This window comes from Endozoicomonas sp. GU-1 (assembly GCF_027366395.1).
In the GTDB taxonomy this organism is placed as follows: Bacteria; Pseudomonadota; Gammaproteobacteria; order Pseudomonadales; family Endozoicomonadaceae; genus Endozoicomonas.
In genome coordinates this window covers 811,579-831,955 of the sequence record NZ_CP114771.1, presented here as the reverse complement: position 1 = coordinate 831,955, position 20,377 = coordinate 811,579, and the positions used below count along the sequence as shown (strand labels likewise).

The 20,377-nt window shown below is 49.5% G+C and carries 13 protein-coding genes; 12 read left to right on the top strand and 1 reads right to left on the bottom strand.

All coding sequences use genetic code 11. The features are described 5' to 3' along the window. Positions 1-184 precede the first annotated feature (184 nt). From O3276_RS03125 to O3276_RS03095, 7 genes are all read left to right on the top strand, one after another. A complete protein-coding gene (locus O3276_RS03125) occupies positions 185-2,029 on the top strand; it encodes an extracellular solute-binding protein (RefSeq protein ID WP_269674334.1) in 1,845 nt (614 codons plus the stop codon). A 28-nt stretch (positions 2,030-2,057) separates the two neighbouring features. After that, on the top strand, positions 2,058-3,860 hold the full coding sequence (locus tag O3276_RS03120; protein ID WP_269674333.1) for an extracellular solute-binding protein: 1,803 nt from the start codon (positions 2,058-2,060) through the stop codon (positions 3,858-3,860). A gap of 119 nt (positions 3,861-3,979) precedes the next feature. Beyond that, entirely contained in the window at positions 3,980-5,965 is a 1,986-nt protein-coding gene (locus tag O3276_RS03115; protein WP_269674332.1) for an extracellular solute-binding protein, read from the top strand. Positions 5,966-5,977: 12 nt separating this feature from the next. Further along, a complete protein-coding gene (locus O3276_RS03110) occupies positions 5,978-7,066 on the top strand; it encodes a microcin C ABC transporter permease YejB (RefSeq protein WP_269674331.1) in 1,089 nt (362 codons plus the stop codon). Between the two features lie 6 nt (positions 7,067-7,072). Further along, on the top strand, positions 7,073-8,098 hold the full coding sequence (locus O3276_RS03105; protein WP_269674330.1) for an ABC transporter permease: 1,026 nt from the start codon (positions 7,073-7,075) through the stop codon (positions 8,096-8,098). Positions 8,099-8,114: 16 nt separating this feature from the next. Beyond that, positions 8,115-9,728: an ABC transporter ATP-binding protein gene (locus O3276_RS03100; RefSeq protein WP_269674329.1), complete on the top strand. Its 1,614-nt coding sequence runs from the start codon at positions 8,115-8,117 to the stop codon at positions 9,726-9,728. Positions 9,729-9,814: 86 nt separating this feature from the next. After that, positions 9,815-10,402 (top strand): RING finger domain-containing protein, encoded by a 588-nt coding sequence (locus O3276_RS03095; protein ID WP_269674328.1) that lies wholly within the window; start codon positions 9,815-9,817, stop codon positions 10,400-10,402. Positions 10,403-10,444: 42 nt separating this feature from the next. On the opposite strand, the gene O3276_RS03090 is transcribed toward O3276_RS03095, so the two are convergent. Further along, positions 10,445-10,756, bottom strand: a complete 312-nt coding sequence (locus O3276_RS03090; RefSeq protein WP_269674327.1) for an RNA recognition motif domain-containing protein — start codon at positions 10,754-10,756, stop codon at positions 10,445-10,447. 246 nt (positions 10,757-11,002) lie between these two features. Here O3276_RS03090 and O3276_RS03085 point away from each other — a divergent pair, with 246 nt between their 5' ends. The 5 genes from O3276_RS03085 (at position 11,003) to O3276_RS03065 (ending at position 20,318) form a co-directional block, all read left to right on the top strand. Beyond that, a complete protein-coding gene (locus O3276_RS03085) occupies positions 11,003-13,459 on the top strand; it encodes a DUF1601 domain-containing protein (protein WP_269674326.1) in 2,457 nt (818 codons plus the stop codon). Further along, complete coding sequence (locus O3276_RS03080; protein WP_269674325.1) at positions 13,456-13,728, top strand: RAP domain-containing protein; 273 nt, start codon at positions 13,456-13,458, stop codon at positions 13,726-13,728. The genes O3276_RS03085 and O3276_RS03080 overlap by 4 nt, the downstream gene beginning before the upstream one ends. Before the next feature lie 368 nt (positions 13,729-14,096). Next, positions 14,097-17,381: an RAP domain-containing protein gene (locus O3276_RS03075; protein WP_269674324.1), complete on the top strand. Its 3,285-nt coding sequence runs from the start codon at positions 14,097-14,099 to the stop codon at positions 17,379-17,381. Positions 17,382-17,496: 115 nt separating this feature from the next. Further along, positions 17,497-18,474, top strand: coding sequence for a hypothetical protein (locus O3276_RS03070; RefSeq protein WP_269674323.1), 978 nt, complete (start codon positions 17,497-17,499; stop codon positions 18,472-18,474). Beyond that, the gene (locus tag O3276_RS03065) at positions 18,390-20,318 is read left to right on the top strand and encodes an RAP domain-containing protein (RefSeq protein ID WP_269674322.1); all 1,929 of its coding nucleotides are present in this window, start codon (positions 18,390-18,392) and stop codon (positions 20,316-20,318) included. The genes O3276_RS03070 and O3276_RS03065 overlap by 85 nt, the downstream gene beginning before the upstream one ends. Positions 20,319-20,377: the final 59 nt, after the last annotated feature.

Sequence of the window (20,377 nt, the reverse complement as noted above, 5' to 3'; positions counted from 1 at the left end):
TTTGATCATCTCTCCCAAAAATAAGATAAGTCTTTAAGTAGCTAACCATATGAAATCATATATTTCTGACTCCTTGTTCAGGCACTCTGCTTCGTTACAACTCCGGTCACATAGCTACGGCTATGCTCCCTCCGTTGTGCCTCGCATAGCACCTGCCCAAGTAGCCAGAAATATATGATTCCATATGGCCAGCTACTTAACAACAGACATCAGGATTACGGCTATGGGGTTTACCGTCTTCAGATTAACAACACTGCTGATCATCTGCGTCTTGAGTATCAGTCCAACGCTATCTGCAGCCGACCAGAACAGCAGGTTAAGGCACGCCATTAGCCTTTATGGTGAGCCCGGGTATGCTGAGGGATTCCGGCACTTTCACTATGTTAATCCCGATGCACCAAAAGGTGGTGAGCTGAAACAGGGCGTTATTGGTCATTTTGACAGCCTTGTCCCCTACATAGATCGTGGCACAGCTGCGGCTGGCAGTTATATGATGTATGACACGCTACTGGCCAGATCCTGGGATGAGCCCCTGACCAAATATGGACTGATTGCCGAGCGCATTGAACTTGCCCCTGATAATACCTGGGTAGCATTTGCCATAAACCCTGCGGCCAGATTCCATAATGGCCAACCCGTCACCGCTTATGATGTTAAGTTCAGCTTTGACCTGCTCCGAGAAAAAGGGTCAACGTTTTATAAACAGTTCTATCAGGATGTCGAGAAGGTAGAAGCCACCAGCAGCCATAGAGCGCTTTTTGTGTTCAGGCACAGCAATAACCGGGAACTGCCATTGATTCTGGGGCAAATGCCAATTCTATCGAAACACTATTGGGCAAACCGTGATTTCTCTTCTCCCGGCATGGAGATTCCTGTCAGCAGTGGCCCCTATAAACCCATTAAAATAGAGCCCGGCCGCTCAATAACCTTTGCTAGGGTTAAAAACTACTGGGGGAAAGATCTCCCTGTTAACCGGGGAAGACACAATTTTGATCGCATTCAATACGAATATTATCGAAACAGCCATGTCCTTTTAGAAGCCTTGCAGAAAGGAGAATACGATCTCAAAACCATCAGCGACCCTCGCGACTGGCATGACCAGATACGGGATGAAGCACTGAAAAAAAATCAATTGATTCGCACATCTTTAAGGAATCGTAACCCGCAGACATTAACCATCACCTACAACGCCAGAAGAGCATTTCTATCAGAGCCGGGGGTCAGAGAAGCGCTGGGATATGCCGTCGAATTTGACTGGATCAATCGACACCTATTCCATGGTATGTACCACAGGGCTGACAGCGTTTTTGCCGGAACAGAACTGGGGGCTTCGGGAAAACCCTCAGAACAGGAAAAAGAGCTGCTCTCAGTATGGAAACATGAAATTCCTGAACGAGCACTGGATCAGGCATGGATTCCACCGGGAAATGAGCCCGGGATGACCCGCCGGGATCGCAGAAGAAAAGCGCTATCGCTGTTAAAGCAAAGCGGCTGGACCATCAACAACAACCAGCTGGTGAACCAGAACGGCAAACCGCTGGAGCTTGAAATCCTGTTATCCTCTTCGGAAGAGGAACGAATCTTTATTCCAGTACAAAAGACACTGGAAAGCATGGGGATCAGACTGACTATAAGAACCGTAGACGCTGCCCAATATGTTGAAAGGCTCAGAAACCAGGACTTTGATATGGTTCTGTACACCTTTCCCCACACGCCCTCACCCGGCACAGAGCAGGCCAGCTTATGGGGTTCAGCGACCGTTGACCAGCACGGCTCCAGAAATATTGCCGGTATCAAGCTGAAGTCCATTGATAGCCTGACGGAGAAAATACCCCGGGCCAACTCCCGGGAGGAACTGCTAACGCTGGTCAAATCCATGGATAGAATCATTCTCTGGAACCACTATGTACTGCCCCTGTGGTACCAGCCCCACTGGCTGATAGTCCACAAACAGCAACTGAAGTACCCGAAAAATCCTGCGCCCTATGCACTGGATTTGAGTACCTGGTGGTACCAGAAAAACCAATAAGTGTGGCTAATTGCAAGGAACCCGCTGAATGACTGACTTTTTGAAAAATGGATTTCTCTTTATCAGTCTTATCTACTCTGTGCATGCTTTGGCAAACCCTGCAGATAAAAATTCAACGATAGCCCATGGCCTGAGCTTTCATAACTCGCTGCAATATCCTGAGAATTTTACCCACTTTGGCTATGCCAACCCCGATGCCCCCAAAGGCGGTACCCTGAGAAAAGGCGTTGTCGGCAGTTTTGATACGTTTAATACGTTTGCCCCAAAAGGCATCTGGGCGGATGGCAGCTACTTTCTTTATGACCCGTTGATGGTCAAGGGCGGTGATGAACCCTATTCAGTCTATGGCCTGATCGCCCGGCAAATTGAGTATCCGGAGGATTTTCGATGGGTCATATACCATCTGAATCCCCATGCGCGATTTCATGATGGACACGCCATCACCTCAGAAGATGTTGTCTATACCTTCCAATCACTGAAGAAACGAGGCCCACCTCATTACAGGCACCTCTATGGAATCATTGATAATGTCGAGGCACTATCTCCCACGTCTGTTCGTTTCAGTTTTTCCGAGCCACCAGCCAAAAGTCTGATTCTTCGACTCTCACAACTCAGGGTGCTGCCAGCGCACTACTGGCAGAACCCTGAGCGTGATCTCTTCAAGGCGACACTGAAGCCCCCACTGTCCAGTGGACCTTACCGGGTAAAAGAGTTCAGTCCCGGACGCTTTGTTACCTATGAACGTGTTACGGATTATTGGGCAGCTGACCTGGCCGTCAACAAAGGTCGACATAATTTTGATCTTATCAGAACCGACTACTACCGGGATGACGGCATTGCTCTTGAGGCCTTTAAAAAAGGAGAGTACGACCTCCGCATTGATGCCAATCCCCGAAGCTGGTCACAGGCGTATAAACCAACGCAGACAGGCAAAGCAAAATTCATTCAGGAAAAAATAGATAACAAAAGTCTGGGCATGCGAGCGTTTGTATTCAATCTGAGAAAGCCGGTTTTTGCCAACCGAAAAGTCAGAAAAGCCATTTCCCAGGCCCTGGATTTCAACTGGATGAATCAACACCTGTTTTTTGGGATGTATTATCAGGCCTACAGTCTTTTCTCTAATTCAGACCTTGCCGCTGATGGGCCTCCTTCTGAAAAAGAGAAGGCGTTACTGGCTCCCTGGCAGGATGAGCTTCCTGATAAGCTGTTTACCGCCCGCTGGGAGCCGGTTCAGACAGACGGTTCTGGCAACTGGCGAAACAACAAGACACTGGCCTTCCAATGGCTGAAAGAAGCCGGTTATCGCTACAACAACAAAACTCTTGTTGACCCCCATGGTCAACCACTGAAGTTTGAAATTCTGTTAACTGACCCTGAACATGAACGCTTTGTGATTCCATTCGTCCGTAATCTCAGTGAACTGGGTATTGCCGCCAGCATCAATACCGTAGATCCCTCGCGGTACATCAATCGTCTCCGCACGTTTGATTTTGATATGATCATTCACGGCTTTTACCCTGGCATTACCCCCGGTACCGAGTTGAAAAACTTCTGGGGCAGCGCCAGCGCAGACAGTGACGCGGGACAAAACCTTTCCGGCATTAAACTCGACTCGCTGGACCGTATGATTGATAACGCCATCCTGGCAACAACCCGTGAAGAGCTGACTCTTTACACCCGGGCCATTGATCGGATCGTACTCTGGCACTATGCGGTCATTCCTCAATGGTACCTCCCCTATTGGCCGATGGTTTACTGGCCGGGACTGCAACACCCTGAGCTTGCCCCGCCTTTTGACAATGGCTTAAGTACCTGGTGGCGGGAATATTGATATAAGTCCTGCCTGACTGGTACTTAACAACCATCCATGGTTCAATCTATATTAGAACGATTACTTATATACAAGACTACGCAGAGATTTTTCAACACTTACGGTTACTTATGATGGTCATGAATTCTGGTTATCTTACACTTGCCGCGCTGACCCTTGGGGTGACTCTCTCTTATTCCAGCGGGTCATCAGCCACTGCCTCTGGAAATACCACCGGGTCAGAGCACGAGGTCATCGCTAAAACGTCACTGGTGCTGCACGGTGAAGCGAAATATGGCAGCAAGCCCTTTACGCACTTTGATTATGTCAATCCGGAGGCCCCCAAAGGCGGCAGTATTCGTATGGCTGCCAGTGGTACCTTTGACAGCCTCAATCCCTATACCAACAAAGGAACCCCGGTTAGCGGTATCGCGCTTATTTATGACACATTGATGACCCAGAGCCGTGATGAGCCTTTCTCCCTCTATCCACTCATCGCCGAGTCCGCAGAAAAAGCCCCTGATAACAGCAGCATTACCTTTAACCTGAACCCCGACGCCCGTTTTCATGATGGTCAGCCCATCACTGCTGACGATGTAAAATACACCTTTGAACTGCTGACCCGTCAGGGACACCCTTTCTACCGCAGTTACTATTCCGATGTGGACACCGTCACCGTTCTTGCTGATCGTCGGGTCAAATTCACCTTCAAACATAGCAATAACCCTGAACTGCCTTTTATTCTGTCAGAGCTGCCCGTGCTCCCTAAGCATCACTGGGAACTGGATGAAAATGATTTTTCCTCTGCCTCACTGCAAATCCCCCTTGGCAGTGGCCCCTATCAGGTTAAGAGTGTTGATGGCGGCCGGAGCATTGCCTATCAACGGGTCAAGGATTACTGGGCCAAAGACTTACCCGTTAACAGGGGCCGATATAATTTTGATGAGGTCAGTTACGACTACTACCGGGACGAACATGTTGCCCTGCAGGCACTGAAAGCGGGCGAATATGACCTGCGCTATGAAAATATTGCCAAAAACTGGGCCACTGCCTACGACGTCCCCCCGGTTCACAACGGCGAACTGATTCTGGCCACCATCCCTACCCGCAACCCTGCGCCTATCCAGGGCTTTGCCTTCAACCTGCGACGGGACTTCCTGCAGGATCCCCTGGTCCGAAAAGCCATGGGCTATGCCATGGATTTCCAATGGCTGAATCGTAACCTTTTCCATGACAGCTACATTCGTTCGACGAGCTATTTTGGCAATTCAGGCATGGAGGCCACCGGTATTCCTGAGGGCGATGAACTGAAACTCCTTGAGCCCTGGCGCAAGCAGTTACCGGCAGAACTCTTTAGCAAACCCTATAGCGTTCCGGTGACCAATGGTTCCGGCAATATCCGGCCGCAACTGAAAAAAGCACTGAGGTTATTGAAAAAAGCCGGATGGACCCTTGAGAACAACAAGCTGGTCAATAACAATGGCCAACCCCTGGAGATTGAGTTACTGCTCGGACAACCCTCTCTTGAGCGGGTGGCGCTGCCTTTCAAGAAAAATCTGGAACAAATGGGGATTGAACTGAAGATCCGAACCGTTGATATCTCCCAATACATCAACCGTATTCGTGACTTTGACTATGACATGATCGTTGCCGGCTATGGCCAATCGGCCTCTCCGGGTAATGAGCAGACGGGGTTCTGGGGCAGTAAAGCGGCAGACACCAAAGGCAGCCGTAACTACATGGGAATCAAAGATCCGGTAGTGGATGCCATGATTGACCATGTGATTGATGCCACCAGCAGAGAGGAGCTTACCACCGCAGTAAAAGCGCTGGACCGGGTGCTGTTGTGGGGTGAGTACCTGATTCCCCAGTGGTACTACCCTTATGACCGAATCGCCCATTCCAGCCGATTAATCAGGCCAGAATCAGAACCTTTGTACAGTACCAACATTTATACCTGGTGGATCGACAGTCAACCGGATGCAACAACGCATTCATCCCGAAACAATGGCGATGCCAGCGAACCCTCCGGTAACGCTGAAAACGACCGTTCATGGTTATACTCAGCACTGATATTGCTGGGCCTTATTCCTGTCTGGATTTATCGCCGCAGAAAAAACCGTTAACAGGAACCCTCCATGAGCAGCTATATTTTGCGCCGACTTGCCCTGATGATCCCGACCCTGTTCGGAATCATGCTGGTGAACTTTGTTATCATTCAGGCCGCCCCCGGCGGCCCGGTGGAACAGATGATTGCCAAACTTGAGGGTTTTGAAGTCAACGCCATCAGCCGAATCGGAGGCTCCGGTAATGCCGAAGTCCAACAGATGAGTCTGGATGAAAGCGGTGAATATCGTGGTCGCAGAGGTCTTGACCCGGAACTGATCAAGGATATCGAGCAACTGTACGGCTTTGATAAGCCAGCCCACGAGCGGTTTGTGCAGATGATCAAAAACTACCTGACCTTTGATTTTGGCGACTCGTTTTTCCGCGATGCCAAAGTGGTTGATCTGATTATGGAGAAACTGCCGGTCTCGATTTCACTGGGCCTGTGGAGCACCCTGATCATCTACCTGATCTCCATTCCGCTGGGTATTCGCAAGGCATTAAAACACGGCAGTCGGTTCGATATCTGGTCAAGCGCTGTGATCACCACGGGGTATGCGATTCCGAGCTTTCTTCTGGCCATTCTGTTAATCGTGCTGTTTGCCGGAGGCAGTTACTGGAACGTTTTCCCACTGCGAGGGCTGGTATCGGACAACTTCGACGAATTAAGTTTTATGGGTCAGATACAGGACTATATCTGGCACATGATACTGCCCATTATCTGTATGGTCATCAGTGGTTTTGCCACACTGACCATGCTGACCAAGAATTCATTCCTGGATGAAATCCATAAACAGTATGTGCAAACCGCAAGGGCTAAAGGACTGGATGACCGTAAAGTCCTGTACGGCCATATCTTCCGTAATGCTATGTTGCTGGTGATTTCCGGCTTCCCTGCGGCATTAATTGGCATCCTGTTTACCAGCTCCTTGCTGATTGAAATCATTTTTTCTCTGGATGGGCTCGGACTGCTTGGCTATGAAGCGGCCATCAACCGGGATTATCCCGTGGTGTTTGGCTCTCTTTATATCTTTACCCTGCTGGGTATGCTGATCAAACTCCTCGGCGATCTCACCTATGTCGTCGTGGACCCCCGTATCGATTTCGAAGCCAGGGACTGACGTGGAATGACAAGGTTCAAACTTAATCCGCTCAACCAGCGTCGCTGGCAGAATTTCAAGCAGAATCGCCGGGGCTATATTTCGCTCTGGATTTTCAGCATTCTCTTCGTCATAACCCTGCTGGCAGAGGTGGTGGCTAACGATAAGCCGCTGCTGCTCTGGTACGATGGCAGCCCCTATTTCCCGACCCTGGTCACCTATCCGGAAACCACCTTTGGCGGAGAGTTTGAACTGGAAATGGACTACCGACAGGAATTTGCCAAAGAACTGATCGAGCCCAAAGGATGGATGCTCTGGCCGCCCATTCGCTACAGTTACGACACCATTAATTATGCCCGTATTGCGCCCGCCCACCCTTCCCTTGACAACTGGCTGGGCACCGATGACCAGGGGCGTGATGTGCTGGCACGGGTGATTTACGGCTTCCGCATTTCGGTACTTTTTGGTTTGGCACTGACCTTTTTCAGTACCGTCATCGGTGTTGCGGTTGGCGCTCTGCAGGGCTTTTACGGTGGCAAAATCGATTTGTTCGGACAGCGTTTTATTGAAATCTGGTCGGGCATGCCCAATCTCTACCTGTTAATCATCCTTGCCAGTTTTGTCGAGCCGGGTTTCTGGTGGCTGCTGGGTATTATGCTGTTATTCCAGTGGATGGCACTGGTGGATGTGGTGCGTGCCGAGTTTCTCCGGGGCAGAAACCTGGAGTATGTTCGGGCCGCCAAGGCGCTGGGGATGACCAATGGGCGTCTGATGTTCCGCCATATTTTACCCAATGCCATGATTGCTACCGTTACGTTTATGCCATTTATTCTGACCGGAGCCATTACCACCCTGACCTCCCTTGATTTCCTGGGTTTCGGCCTGCCGGCTGGCTCCCCTTCCCTTGGTGAGTTGATTGCCCAGGGCAAAAACAACCTTCAGGCACCCTGGCTCGGAATTACCGCATTCCTGGTTATGTCCATTATGCTGACGTTACTGGTGTTTATTGGTGAAGCGTGCCGGGATGCGTTGGACCCGAGAAAATACTATTAAAGAGAACCGAACATTTATGGATAAGCCATTATTGGCCATTAACAATCTCCGGATTGCTTTTCAACAGGGTGAGCACCGTGTTGAAGCTGTTAGAGGTGTGTCGTTCTCTGTCAATGCCGGAGAAACCGTTGGCCTGGTTGGAGAGTCCGGATCCGGCAAGTCCATCACTGCCCTGAGCATTCTGCAGCTGCTTGCCGAAAACGCCCATTGCTCTGGCGAAATAGCGTTTGCCGATGAGGCCCTGCTGGATTTGTCCAAATCACAAATGCGCAAAATTCGTGGCCATAAGATCAGTATGATCTTTCAGGAACCGATGACCGCGCTCAATCCACTGCATAGCATTGAAAAGCAGATAGGCGAAGTACTGGCAATACACCTCGGCCTGCAAAACTCAGAAGCAACGGCAAAGACACTGGAACTGCTGGAACTGGTGGGTATCCGTGATGCCAGGAACCGTTTAAAGGCTTATCCCCATGAGCTGTCCGGTGGACAGCGACAACGGGCCATGATTGCCATGGCCCTCGCCTGTGAACCCACACTGCTGATTGCCGATGAGCCAACCACTGCCCTGGATGTAACCGTGCAACGACAGATTCTCAGTCTGCTGGCGGACCTTCAGCAGAAACTGGGTATGGCCATTCTGTTTATCAGTCATGACCTTAACCTGATACGCCATGTTTCGGATCGAATCTGCGTGATGAAAAACGGTGAGATTGTTGAGCAGGGCGATACAGAATCTGTGTTCAAGGCACCTCAACACCCCTACACCACCGACCTGCTCAATGCCGAACCTGACGGGGAACCTGAACCACTGAACGAACACCCCGCGCCTCTGGTCACTGGCGAAAAGATCAAAGTCTGGTTCCCGATCAAAAAAGGGTTTTTCAAAAAAACCGTAGGCCATGTGAAGGCGGTCACTGATTTATCGCTCACCATTCACCAGGGCGAAACCCTGGGCATTGTTGGTGAGTCCGGTTCCGGTAAAACAACCCTGGGCATGGCACTGTTGAAACTGCAGACATCAGAGGGCCTGATAAAGTTTGAAGATACCCGTATCGACACGATGAACCAGGACCAGTTCCGGCCACTGCGACGGGAAATGCAAATCGTGTTTCAGGATCCCTTTGGCAGTCTCAGCCCACGCATGACGGTTGCTGATATTGTTGGTGAAGGCCTTGATATTCATAAACTGGCCACTGAAGCCAATCGTGAAGAACAGATCATCGCGGCATTGGAGGATGTGGGCCTTGACCCGGAGAGTCGTCACCGTTACCCCCATGAGTTTTCCGGTGGCCAGCGCCAGCGCATCGCCATTGCCAGGGCTCTGGTGCTGAAACCCAGACTGATGGTGCTGGACGAGCCAACGTCTGCGCTGGACAGAACCGTTCAATCCCAGATCATCGATTTACTGCGCAACCTGCAGAAAAAATACCACCTGAGTTACATTTTTATCAGCCACGACCTGGCGGTGGTGAAAGCCATGAGTCATCGAATTGTCGTGATGCAGGGGGGAAAGATTGTCGAACAGGGAACTACCCGACAGATTTTTAACCAGCCTGTAGAAGCCTATACGCGAGAGTTAATCAGTGCTGCTTTTGAATCTCGGAAACAGAGTGCTACTCCTCCATAGGTTCTCTGTCAGCCTTCCGGTACCCATAGGGAACCAATACCAGATAAAGATGTCAGCATTTGAGGATGAAACTGTGAGGCTTTCATATGGATGCTGTTGACGATGTTGCATGTTTAATATGTTATGATTCTGAAAAATGCAGACCCTTCAAACTAACATGCGGGCATGCCTTTGGTAGATCATGCATGCAGGAATGGATGGAAAGTTCTGGCCAAAAGAACTGTTTGTTATGTACAAAACAATTAACTGATGACGAAGTAAAACGGATAAAACGTATCCCGTTGTATGACCGGGCAGTGAATATTTTGATAAAAGCTATCCCTATCTTTGGCAAAACTGCTCTGTATTTTTTCAGCATCTCCGGTCTCGGTACTGCCCTTAGCGTAATTCGTGATGGTTTTTTTACACCGTCCCTGGTTGTTGCCACTGCTGCGGCGGTTGCCACGTTTTTTCCCACTGCTACTATCGGGACTCTTGGGGCTGTTGCTGGTGTTCCCCTACGTTATGCCACAGCCGCCGGGGCTTGTACGGTGGCTATGGTTGACCAGGCTCGAGCTGCCGCCGCTCCTTATCCTTATCGCGCAATCTTTCCTCCTTCTGCTGCTGCGGTTTGTATCTGGGGGGCTGCCGTGGGGTGTGCCGCAACTGGTATAGCGTATTGCGTAAAAAAGTGAGCACAGTTTCCGGAAAGCTTAAAGCACTTTCAGATTAAACCTTTAGCGGTTAAAGTTATTATTAAAAGACCTTGGTTGTCTTTTGGCTGAATCTCGCTGACCAGATTCCTTCTGTCGAGCGTCATTCACTCTTAATGGCCGCCCGGCTACTTCTTTGCCATCCATAGTTCTGGCGGCTTCAGCTTCCGTTTCTTTTTCAAAGGTGATGAATGCAAAGCCCCTTGAGCGCCCAGTCTCCCGATCCCTCATCAGTTTGATATCTTCAATAACACCAAATGATTCAAAGGCCTGTTCAAGATCCTCTTCAACGGCGGTATACGCCAGGTTACCAATGTATAAAGTCCTTTTTTGCATGGAAAACTCTGGTTTTTTTCTAGGTTGAACGCAAGTCCTTGCGTAGAAAAGCAGTATCAACATCAAGATCAACAAAATGTAACAATCATCAGATTGTCACATCACACTGTTGTTGTCCACTGGCTTATCGGCAGATTCCTGTTGATCATTAACGGATTCAGGAATTATAGACATTTCACTAAAATGAACTTATGAACAGAACAGCAGTCTGCCTTTTATATTCTCATGAATTAATGAAATATAATTATGGACAGAAGCTCTGCTGGCATCAGTGGTAGATACACAAGACCAGATAATGATTACAGACAACCAGATGGCCATGCCGCTTCTTTAAGGCGTGGTCGGTATAGACATGCCACGGTCAGCCAGAGGGATAGTACCCCGCGCACTAACCCGTGGCGTCATAAATATTACCGTTCTTCTGCCGTATGCCCTTCTCAACACCTGCAGTGCCGTTCAGTAGACCCTGTTCAAGATTTCAATGACCTCATCAAACAGGAAAGAATGGCTGGTCTGTTGAGTAAATCGAATCGTTTCGGTCACCGCTATGATGGGAGAAATCACGGTCAATATGCCAGTTCAATTAAAAAATACACGTTAGCTGCTAAAAGACCGTTAAATCGAGCGGAACAAAGCCAGCTGATACGTTCGCTGCAAAATTTTACCGCAACCCGGAGTTGGAATTGGCGAAGCCTGACGACAACGCTTCATTCATTCACTTCAGCGGGTGTTTTTACCCTTCATAAACCCATGGATGAGCGTATTAAACTTACTCAAGCCAACATATTGTCAACGCTATTTGATGCAATAAAATTTAACTGCAATCTGAAACCTGAATCCGGGGATATTGATGCCCAGGAAATCGCCAACCTGCTGTGGGCCATGGCAAAATTGGTGGACAATGGACAGGGACGAACACCACGGCTCAAAGAGGCCGCGGCTGCGCTGTTGCCCCATGTGAAAGCACAAAAAGCTCAATTTAAACCACAGGAAATCGCCATCCTGTTGTGGGCCATGGCGAAACTCGGGGACAACGGGCTGGAGTGGGTACCAGGGCTGAAAGAGGCCGTGGCCATGCTGTTGCCTCAGGTGAAGGAACAGAAAGACCAATTTATTCCTCAGCATATCGCCAACCTGCTGTGGGCCATGGCAAAACTGGTGGACAACGGGCTGGAGCGGAAACCGGAGCTCAACGAAGCTGTGGCCGTGCTGTTGCCTTACGTGAACACACAGAAAGACCAATTTATTCCTAACCAGGTCGCCTGCCTGCTCTGGGCCATGGTGAAACTGGTGGACTACGGGCTGGCACAGACACCAGGGCTCAGAGAAACCATAGCCGCGCTGTTGCCCCGCGTGAACGCACAGAAAGACCAATTCAATGCCCATGGTATCAGCAACCTGCTGTGGGCCATGGCGAAACTCGTAGACAACGGCCAGGAGCAGACACCAGAACTCAAAAAGACTGTGGCCGCACTTTTGCCCTGCGTAAACGCTCAGAAAGACCAACTTAATACCCAGGGTATCAGCAACCTGCTGTGGGCCTTGGCAAAATTGGTGGATAACGGCCTGGAACAGACACTGGGGCTCAACGTGGTCTTGGCCAGGCTGTTGCCACACACTCAGAAAGCTAACTTTAATACACAGGGGATTACCAACCTGCTGTGGGCCATGGCGAAACTGGTGGACAACGGGCTGCAGCGGACACCAGTGTTCAACGAGGCCCTGGCTGCGCTGTTGCCACACGTGAACGAACAGAAAGATCAATTTAATGCCCAGGGTATAGCCAACCTGTTGTGGGCCATGGCGAAACTGGTAAACAACGGGCAGGAACACACACCAGAACTCAACGAGGCCGTGGCCGTGCTGTTGCCCCATGTGAACGCACAGAAAGACCAATTTATTCCTCAGCATATCGCCAACCTGCTGTGGGCCATGGCGAAACTGGTGGACAACGGGCTGGAGCGGACACCAGAACTCAACGAGGCCGTGGCCGTGCTGTTGCCCCATGTGAACGCACAGAAAGACCAATTTATTCCTCAGCATATCGCCAACCTGCTGTGGGCCATGGCCAAACTCCTGGACAACAGGCAGGAGCAGACTCCAGAGTTCAACGAAGCCGTGGACGCGCTGTTGACCTGCGTGATCGCACAAAAGGCTAACCTTCACCCGCTGGGTATTGCCAACCTGCTGTGGGCCATGGCGAAACTGGAGGACAACGGACAGGAGCCGACATCAGGGTTCACAGAGGCCGTGGCCACGCTGATTCCCTGTGTAAACGCACAGAAAGATCAATTTATTCCCATCCATATTGCCAACCTGCTGTGGGCCATGGCGAAACTGGGTGAGCTTATTGAGCTGAACGTGTTTACTTCTACGTTTGAATCTCTTGTTCAGCGAATCAGTGACAACCCGATGCTCTCTCAGCAAGGGATATTGATGTCTCTCTGGGGAGTAATGGTGTCCTGTGCCAGGTTATTTCTGGTCGCCACTGTCAATAAAAAAATGTGCTTGAAAAGCACATGGATGTCCTGTTTTCTCGTCTGGACAATACATCACCGGATAATGAAGAGGATCAAACCATCATTTCCATGGCCGCCAAGTGGCTTGGGAAACCTTGCCCGATCGTCCTCCATTACCAGACAACCAGGTCAAGACCTCAAGCCGAGTTCCGGGATAAACTCCAATCATCCATTCCCTCTTTGAAGATTGAAGAAGAAAAGTGTCTGAACTCATTACCCCCGGTTGATCTGTTACTGCCAGATCACAACATGGTGATTGAAATTCAGGGACCGGCTCATTACGTAAGCGGTGATTTCAAAACCAGGAATGGTTCGACTCTGCTGAAAATTGCGTTGTTGCAAAAAGCAGGACTTGAGGTTATTGAAATCCCGGTTAACGAGCTTTTGGACAAAAGTTTAATAAAACGACGTATTGATCAAATAAAGTCCAAAATAGACACCCCGCTACACTGAGATGGTGCTGTATCACTTAAACGAGGGTGGACAGATGACGTATACGTTGCTACCGATGAAGGATGGCAACCCTCAGATTACTGTTACTTAACTGCCGAAAAAGATTCAGAAGAGCAAAGAGGCGAACCAGAAAGTAAAAAAAACAACCAGTAATCTCCCCCCTCTATCATCACTCAAGAACCGTTTTAAAATTCCAGAAGTGAAGAACTTCCAGGTTTTCAACCGTATCTGCAGATGATCCAGGGGTTGTAAGCATTTGAATAGATCTATTTCTCCAACCACTTACGTTTATAAACATTTCAACAAAATGAACTTCTGAGCAGAACAGCAGTCTGCTTTATATCTTAATAAATTAATGAATTATAATTATGCATAGAAGCTCTGCTGGTATAAGTGATAAATACGCAAGATCAGGTAATAATTACAAACGACCGGACGACCACGCAGCTTCTTCAAGGGATGGGCGATACAGAAGCGCCACAGTCCGACATCGGGATGATCCCCCCCGCTCTACACCGGGACGTAATGTGTTTTACCACTCTTCTGCCACACGTCCTTCTAAATATCTACGGAACCGTTCAGTAAACCCGGCTCAAGATTTTAATGCCCTTATCAAACAGGAAATGATGGATGATCTATTGAATAAATCTGATCGTTTTGGCCTTCGCTATGATGGAAGAAATCACAGCCGATATGCCAATTCAATTAAACAGTACACGTCAGCGGTTAAAAGACCGTTAAATCGAACTGAACAAAGCCAGCTGATATGTCTGCTGAAAAATTTTACCGCATCACGGCGTTGGAGTTGGCGAAGCCTGACGACAACATTTCATTCATTGACTTCAGCAGGTGTTTTTACCTCCCATAAACCCATGGATGAGCGTCTCAGGCTTACTCAAGCTGATCTATTGTCATCACTACTTGATGCAACAATATTCAAGTGCAACCAAAAACCCGGAGCCTGGGATAGGGATATTGATCCACGGGGAATCGCCAACCTGCTTTGGGTCATGGCGAAACTGGTTGATAACGGGCAGGAGCAGATACCAGAGCTCAAAGAGGCCGTAGCCGCACTGTTGCCCCACGTGAACACACAGAGAAATCAATTTAAGGTCCAGGGTATCGCCAACATGATGTGGGCCATGGCGAAACTGGTGGACCACGGACAGCAGCGGACACCAGAGTTCAAAGAGGCCGTGGCTGCGCTGTTGCCCCAGGTGAACTCACAGAAAGCTGGCTTTAACCCACAGGAAATCGCCAACCTGCTGTGGGCCATAGCGAAACTGGTGGACAAAGGGCAGGAACATACACCGGGTCTCAGAGAGGCCGTGGCCGCCCTGCTGCCCCACGTTAACGCAAAGAAACACCAATTTATTGCTCAGCATGTTACCAACTTGCTGTGGGCCATGGCGAAGCTGGTGGACAATGGGCATGAGCGGACACCAGAGCTCAACGAGGCTGTGGCCGCCCTGTTGCCCCACGTTAACCTACAGAAACGACAATTTATTCCTCAGCAAATTACCAACTTGCTGTGGGCCATAGCGAAACTGGTGGACAATGGGCTGGAGCGGACACCAGAGCTTAAAGAGGCTGTGGCCGCGCTGTTGTCCCAAGTGAACGCACAGAAATCCAACTTTAAACCACGGGGTATCACCAACCTGCTTTGGGCCATGGCGAAACTGGTGGACAATGGGCTGGATCAGATACCAGAGCTTAATGAGACCGTGGCCGCGCTGTTACCCCACGTGAACGTGCAGGAAGACCAATGTATTCATCAGGCTATCGCCAATCTGCTGTGGGCCATGGGTAAACTGGTGGACTATGGGCAGAAGCAGACACCAGAGTTCAAACAGACCATGGCCGCGCTGTTACCCCACGTGTACGCACAGAAAGGGCAATTTATTCCTCAGCATATCGCCAATCTGCTGTGGGCCATGGCGAAACTGGCGGGCAAGGGGCAAGAGCGAACACCAGAGCTCAACAAGGCCATAGCCGCACTTTTGCCCCAGATAAACACACAGAAAGCGAATTTTAAACCACAGGATATTGCCAACATGCTGTGGGCCCTGGCGAAACTGGTGGACAACGGACTGGAACAAACGTCAGGGCTCAAAAAGTCCGTGGCCGCGCTATTGCCCCCTATAAATGCAAAGAAAGCGAACTTTACACCACAGGAAATCGTCAACTTGCTGTGGGCCATGGCGAAACTGGTGGACAATGGCCAGGAGCGGACACCAGGGCTCAATGAGGCCGTGAGAGCACTGTTGCCCCACGTGAACTTACAGAAAGACCAATTTATTCCTCAGCATATCGCCAACCTGCTGTGGGCCATGGCAAAACTGGTTGACAACGGTCAGGAGTGGACACCAGAGCTCAACGAAGCTGTAGCCGCGCTATTGCCCCACGTGCACTTACAGAAAGATAACTTTAAACCACAGGAGTTCGCCAACCTGCTCTGGGCCATGGCGAAACTGGTGGACTATGGGCAAGAGCAGACATCAGGGCTCAATGAAACCATAGCCATACTGTTGCCACATATGAACGCAAAGAAAGACCAGTTTATTCCTCAGCATATCACCAACATGCTGTGGGCCATGGCAAAACTGGTGGACAACGGGCAGAAGCAGACACCGGGGCTCAACGAGGCTGTGGCCGCTCTGTTGAACCAGGTGAACACACAGAAAGATAACTTTAAACCAAAGGAAATCGCCAACCTGCTTTGGGCTATCGCGAAACTGGCGGACAACGGCCAGGAGCGAACACCAGGGCTCAAAGAGACCCTGGCCACCCTGTTGCCCCGGGTGGACGTAGAAAAAGCCAACTTTAAACCGCAGGGTATTGCCAACCTGCTATGGGCCATAGCAAAAATGGGTGAGTTCATTGAGCTGAACGTGGTTACCTCTACGTTCGAATCTCTTGTCCATCGAATCAGTGACAACCCGCAGCTCCCTCAGAAGGCGATATTGATGACTCTGTGGGGAGTCATGGTATGCTGTGCCAGGTTATCTCTGGCCTCCACTGTCAATAGAAAAAACATGCTTGAAAAGCACATAAATGACATGTTCGCTCGTCTGGAAAATACATCCCCTGACAATGAAGAAGATCAATCCATCATTGCCATGGCCGCCAGTTGGCTTGGGAGAGCGTGTCCGGTCGTCCCACTTTACCAGACCATCCGTTCAAAACCTCAAACCGCCTTGCGGGGTCAACTCCAATCACACATTCCATCTTTGCAGATTGAAGAAGAAATGCGTGTGAACTCATTGCCTCCGGTTGACCTGCTACTGCCAGATCACAATATGGTAATTGAAGTTCAGGGACCCTATCATTACGTGAGCGGTGATTTCAAAACCAGGAATGGTTCGACTCTGCTTAAAACCGCATTGCTACAAAAAGCAGGATTTGAGGTCATTGAAATCCCGGTTAACCTGCTTAAGAGTCAGGATTCAATAAAACAATGTATTGATCAAATAAAGTCCAGGATAAACATTCCGCCACAGGAGGGGCATGGTTCTGCATCACTTAAAAGAGTGTGGACAGATGATGCCTGTGTTGCTGCCAATAAAGGATGGCAAGATAACTCTTACTTAACCGTCGAAGAACATTCAGAAAATAAAACAGGTAAACCAAAAAGTAGAAAAAGAAAAAAATAGTAATCTCCTTTCTTACATCATGACTCAAGAGCCGTTGTCACATTTCATTAAAATGAATTTCTGAACAGAGCCACAGTCTGCGTTTTATATTCTCATGAATTAATGAAATATAATTATGGATAGAAGCCCTGCTGGTATCAGTCGTAGATACGCAAGACCCGATAATAATGCCATCCAATCGGATAACCGGGCTGCTTGTTCAAGGCGTGTGCAATATAAACAGAGTACCGTCAGACAGTGGGATAATCCCCCCCGCTCTACCCCGGGGCGTCATGAATTTTACCATTCTTCTGGCGCATGCCTTCCTCAGCATCTACGGAGCCGTTCAGTAAACCCCGCGCAAGATTTTAATAACCTCATCAAACAGGAAATAATGACTGATCTGTTGAGAAAATCGGATCGTTTTGGTCATCGCTATGATGGGAGATATCACGGTCAATATGCCAGTTCAATTAAAAAATACACGTCAGCTGCTAAAAGACCGCTAAATCGAGCTGAACAAAGCCAGCTGATACCTCAGCTGCAGAATTTTACCGCATCACGGGGTTGGAATTGGCGAAGCCTGACGACCACATTTCATTCATTGACTTCAGCGGGTGTTTTTGTCACTCATAAACCCATGGATCAGAGTGTTAAGCTCACTCAAGCTACCTTATTGTCAACGTTGTTTGATGCAATAATATTCCAGTGCAACCAAAAACCTCAAGCCAGGGATATTGATGCCCAGGGTGTCTCTAACCTCTTTTGGGCCATGGCGAAACTGGTGGACAACGGGCAGGAGCAGACACCAGAGTTCAACGAGGTCTTGGCCGCACTGTTGCCCCATGTAAACGCACAGAAAGACCAATTTATTCTCCAGAATATCGTTAATCTGCTGTGGGCCATGACGAAACTGATGATCAATGGGTCGGAGCAGACACCAGAGTTCAATGATTCCGTGGCCGAGCTGTTGCCCTGCGTGAGCGCCCAGAAAGACCAATTTATTCCTCAGCATATCTCCAACCTGTTGTGGGCCATGGCAAAACTTCGGACAAAGGGCAGAGGCAGACACCGGGGCTCAACGCGGCAGTGGTCATGTTGTTGCCACATGTGAAAGCACAGAAAGACCAATTTACAGCCCAGGGCATCGCCAATCTGTTGTGGGCCATGGCGAAACTGGTGGACAATGGACAGGAGCAGACATCAAGCCTTAAAGAGGCCGTGACCGCGCTGTTACCCCACGTGATCGTACAAAAAGCTAACTTTACACCACAGGAAATCGTCAGTCTGTTGTGGGCCATGGCAAAACTGGTGAACAACGGGCATGAGCAGACACGAGAGCTCAAAAAGGCCATTGCCGCGCTGCTGTCCTGCGTGAAGGCACAGAAAGATCACTTTAAACCACATGAAATTGCCAACCTGCTATGGGCCCTGGCGAAACTGGTGGACAACATGCAGGAGAGGGCACCAGGGCTCAAAGAGGCCGTGGCTCTACTGCTTCCACATGTGGTTTTGCAGCAAGCTAATTTTAAACCTCAGGGTATCGCCAACCTGCTGTGGGCCATGGCGAAATTGGTAGACAACGGGCATGCGCAGACACGAGAGCTCAAAGAGGCCATTGCCGTGCTGTTGCCCCACGCGAACGTAAAGGAAGACCAATTTATTCCTCAGCATATCGCTAACATGCTGTGGTCCATGGCGAAACTGGTGGATAACGGGGAGTGGACACCAGAGATTCAAGAAGCTGTGGCCGCGCTATTACCGCAAGTGAACGCACAAAAAGCCAGCTTTAAGCCACAGGAAATCGCCAACCTGCTCTGGGCTTTGGCGAAACTGGTGGACAACGGGCAAGAGCAGGTAAAGGGTCTCATAGAAGCCATGGCCGCGCTGTTGCCCCACGCGAACGTAAAGGAAGACCAGTTTATTCCTCAGGGTCTCGCCAACCTGCTGTTGGCCATGGCGAAACTGGTGGACAACGGGCAAGAGCATACACCAGGACTCAAAGAGACCGTGACTGTGCTATTGACCCATGTGACCGCACAGAAAGACCAATTTAATGCCCATGGCATTGCCAACCTGTTGTGGGCCCTGGCGAAACTGGTGGACAACGGGCAGGAGCGGACACCAGAACTCAACGAAGCCGTAGTCGCGCTGCTGTCCCACGTGAACGCACAGAAAACTCACCTTAATCTACAGGAAATTGCCAGCCTGCTGTGGGCCATGGCGAAACTCGGTGAGTTCGTTGATCTGGACATGGCTATCTCTACGTTCGAATCCCTTGTCCACCAAATCAGTTACCACCATCAGTTCTCTCACCACGTCATATTGATGTCTCTCTGGGGAGTCATGGTATGCTGTGCCAGGTTGTCTCTGGACTCCAATACCAATAGAAATCATCTGCTTGAAAAGCACATGGATGACCTGTTTACTCGCCTGAAAAATACATCCCCGGTCAATGCAGACGATCAATCCATCCTTGCCATGGCCGCATGTTGGCTTGGCAAACCATGTCCGGTCCTTCCCCATTACCAGACAACCACTTCAAAATATCAGACCATCCTCCGGCATCAACTCCAATCTCACATTCCCTCCTTGAAAATTGCAGAAGAAAAGAGTCTGCATTCATTACCTCCGGTTGATCTGCTACTGCCAGATCACAACATTATTATTGAAATTCAGGGACCCTCTCATTACGTGAGTGGTGATTTCAAAACCCGTAATGGTTCAACTCTTCTTAAAATCGCACTGCTGAGAAAATCAGGATTTGAGGTCATTGAAATCCCGGTGAACAAGTTTTGGAACAAAGGTTTAATAAATAGATGTATTGATCAAATAAAGACCAGGGTAGACACCCCGGCACAAGGTCATGGCACTTTATCATTTAACATCGGGTGGACAGAAGAGGCCAACGTTACTGCCAATAAAGAGGATGGCAATGCTCAGGTCACTCTTACTTAAAGGCTGAAGAACATTTACAACAGCACACACGCAAACCAAAAAGAAAAAGGAAGAGAAAA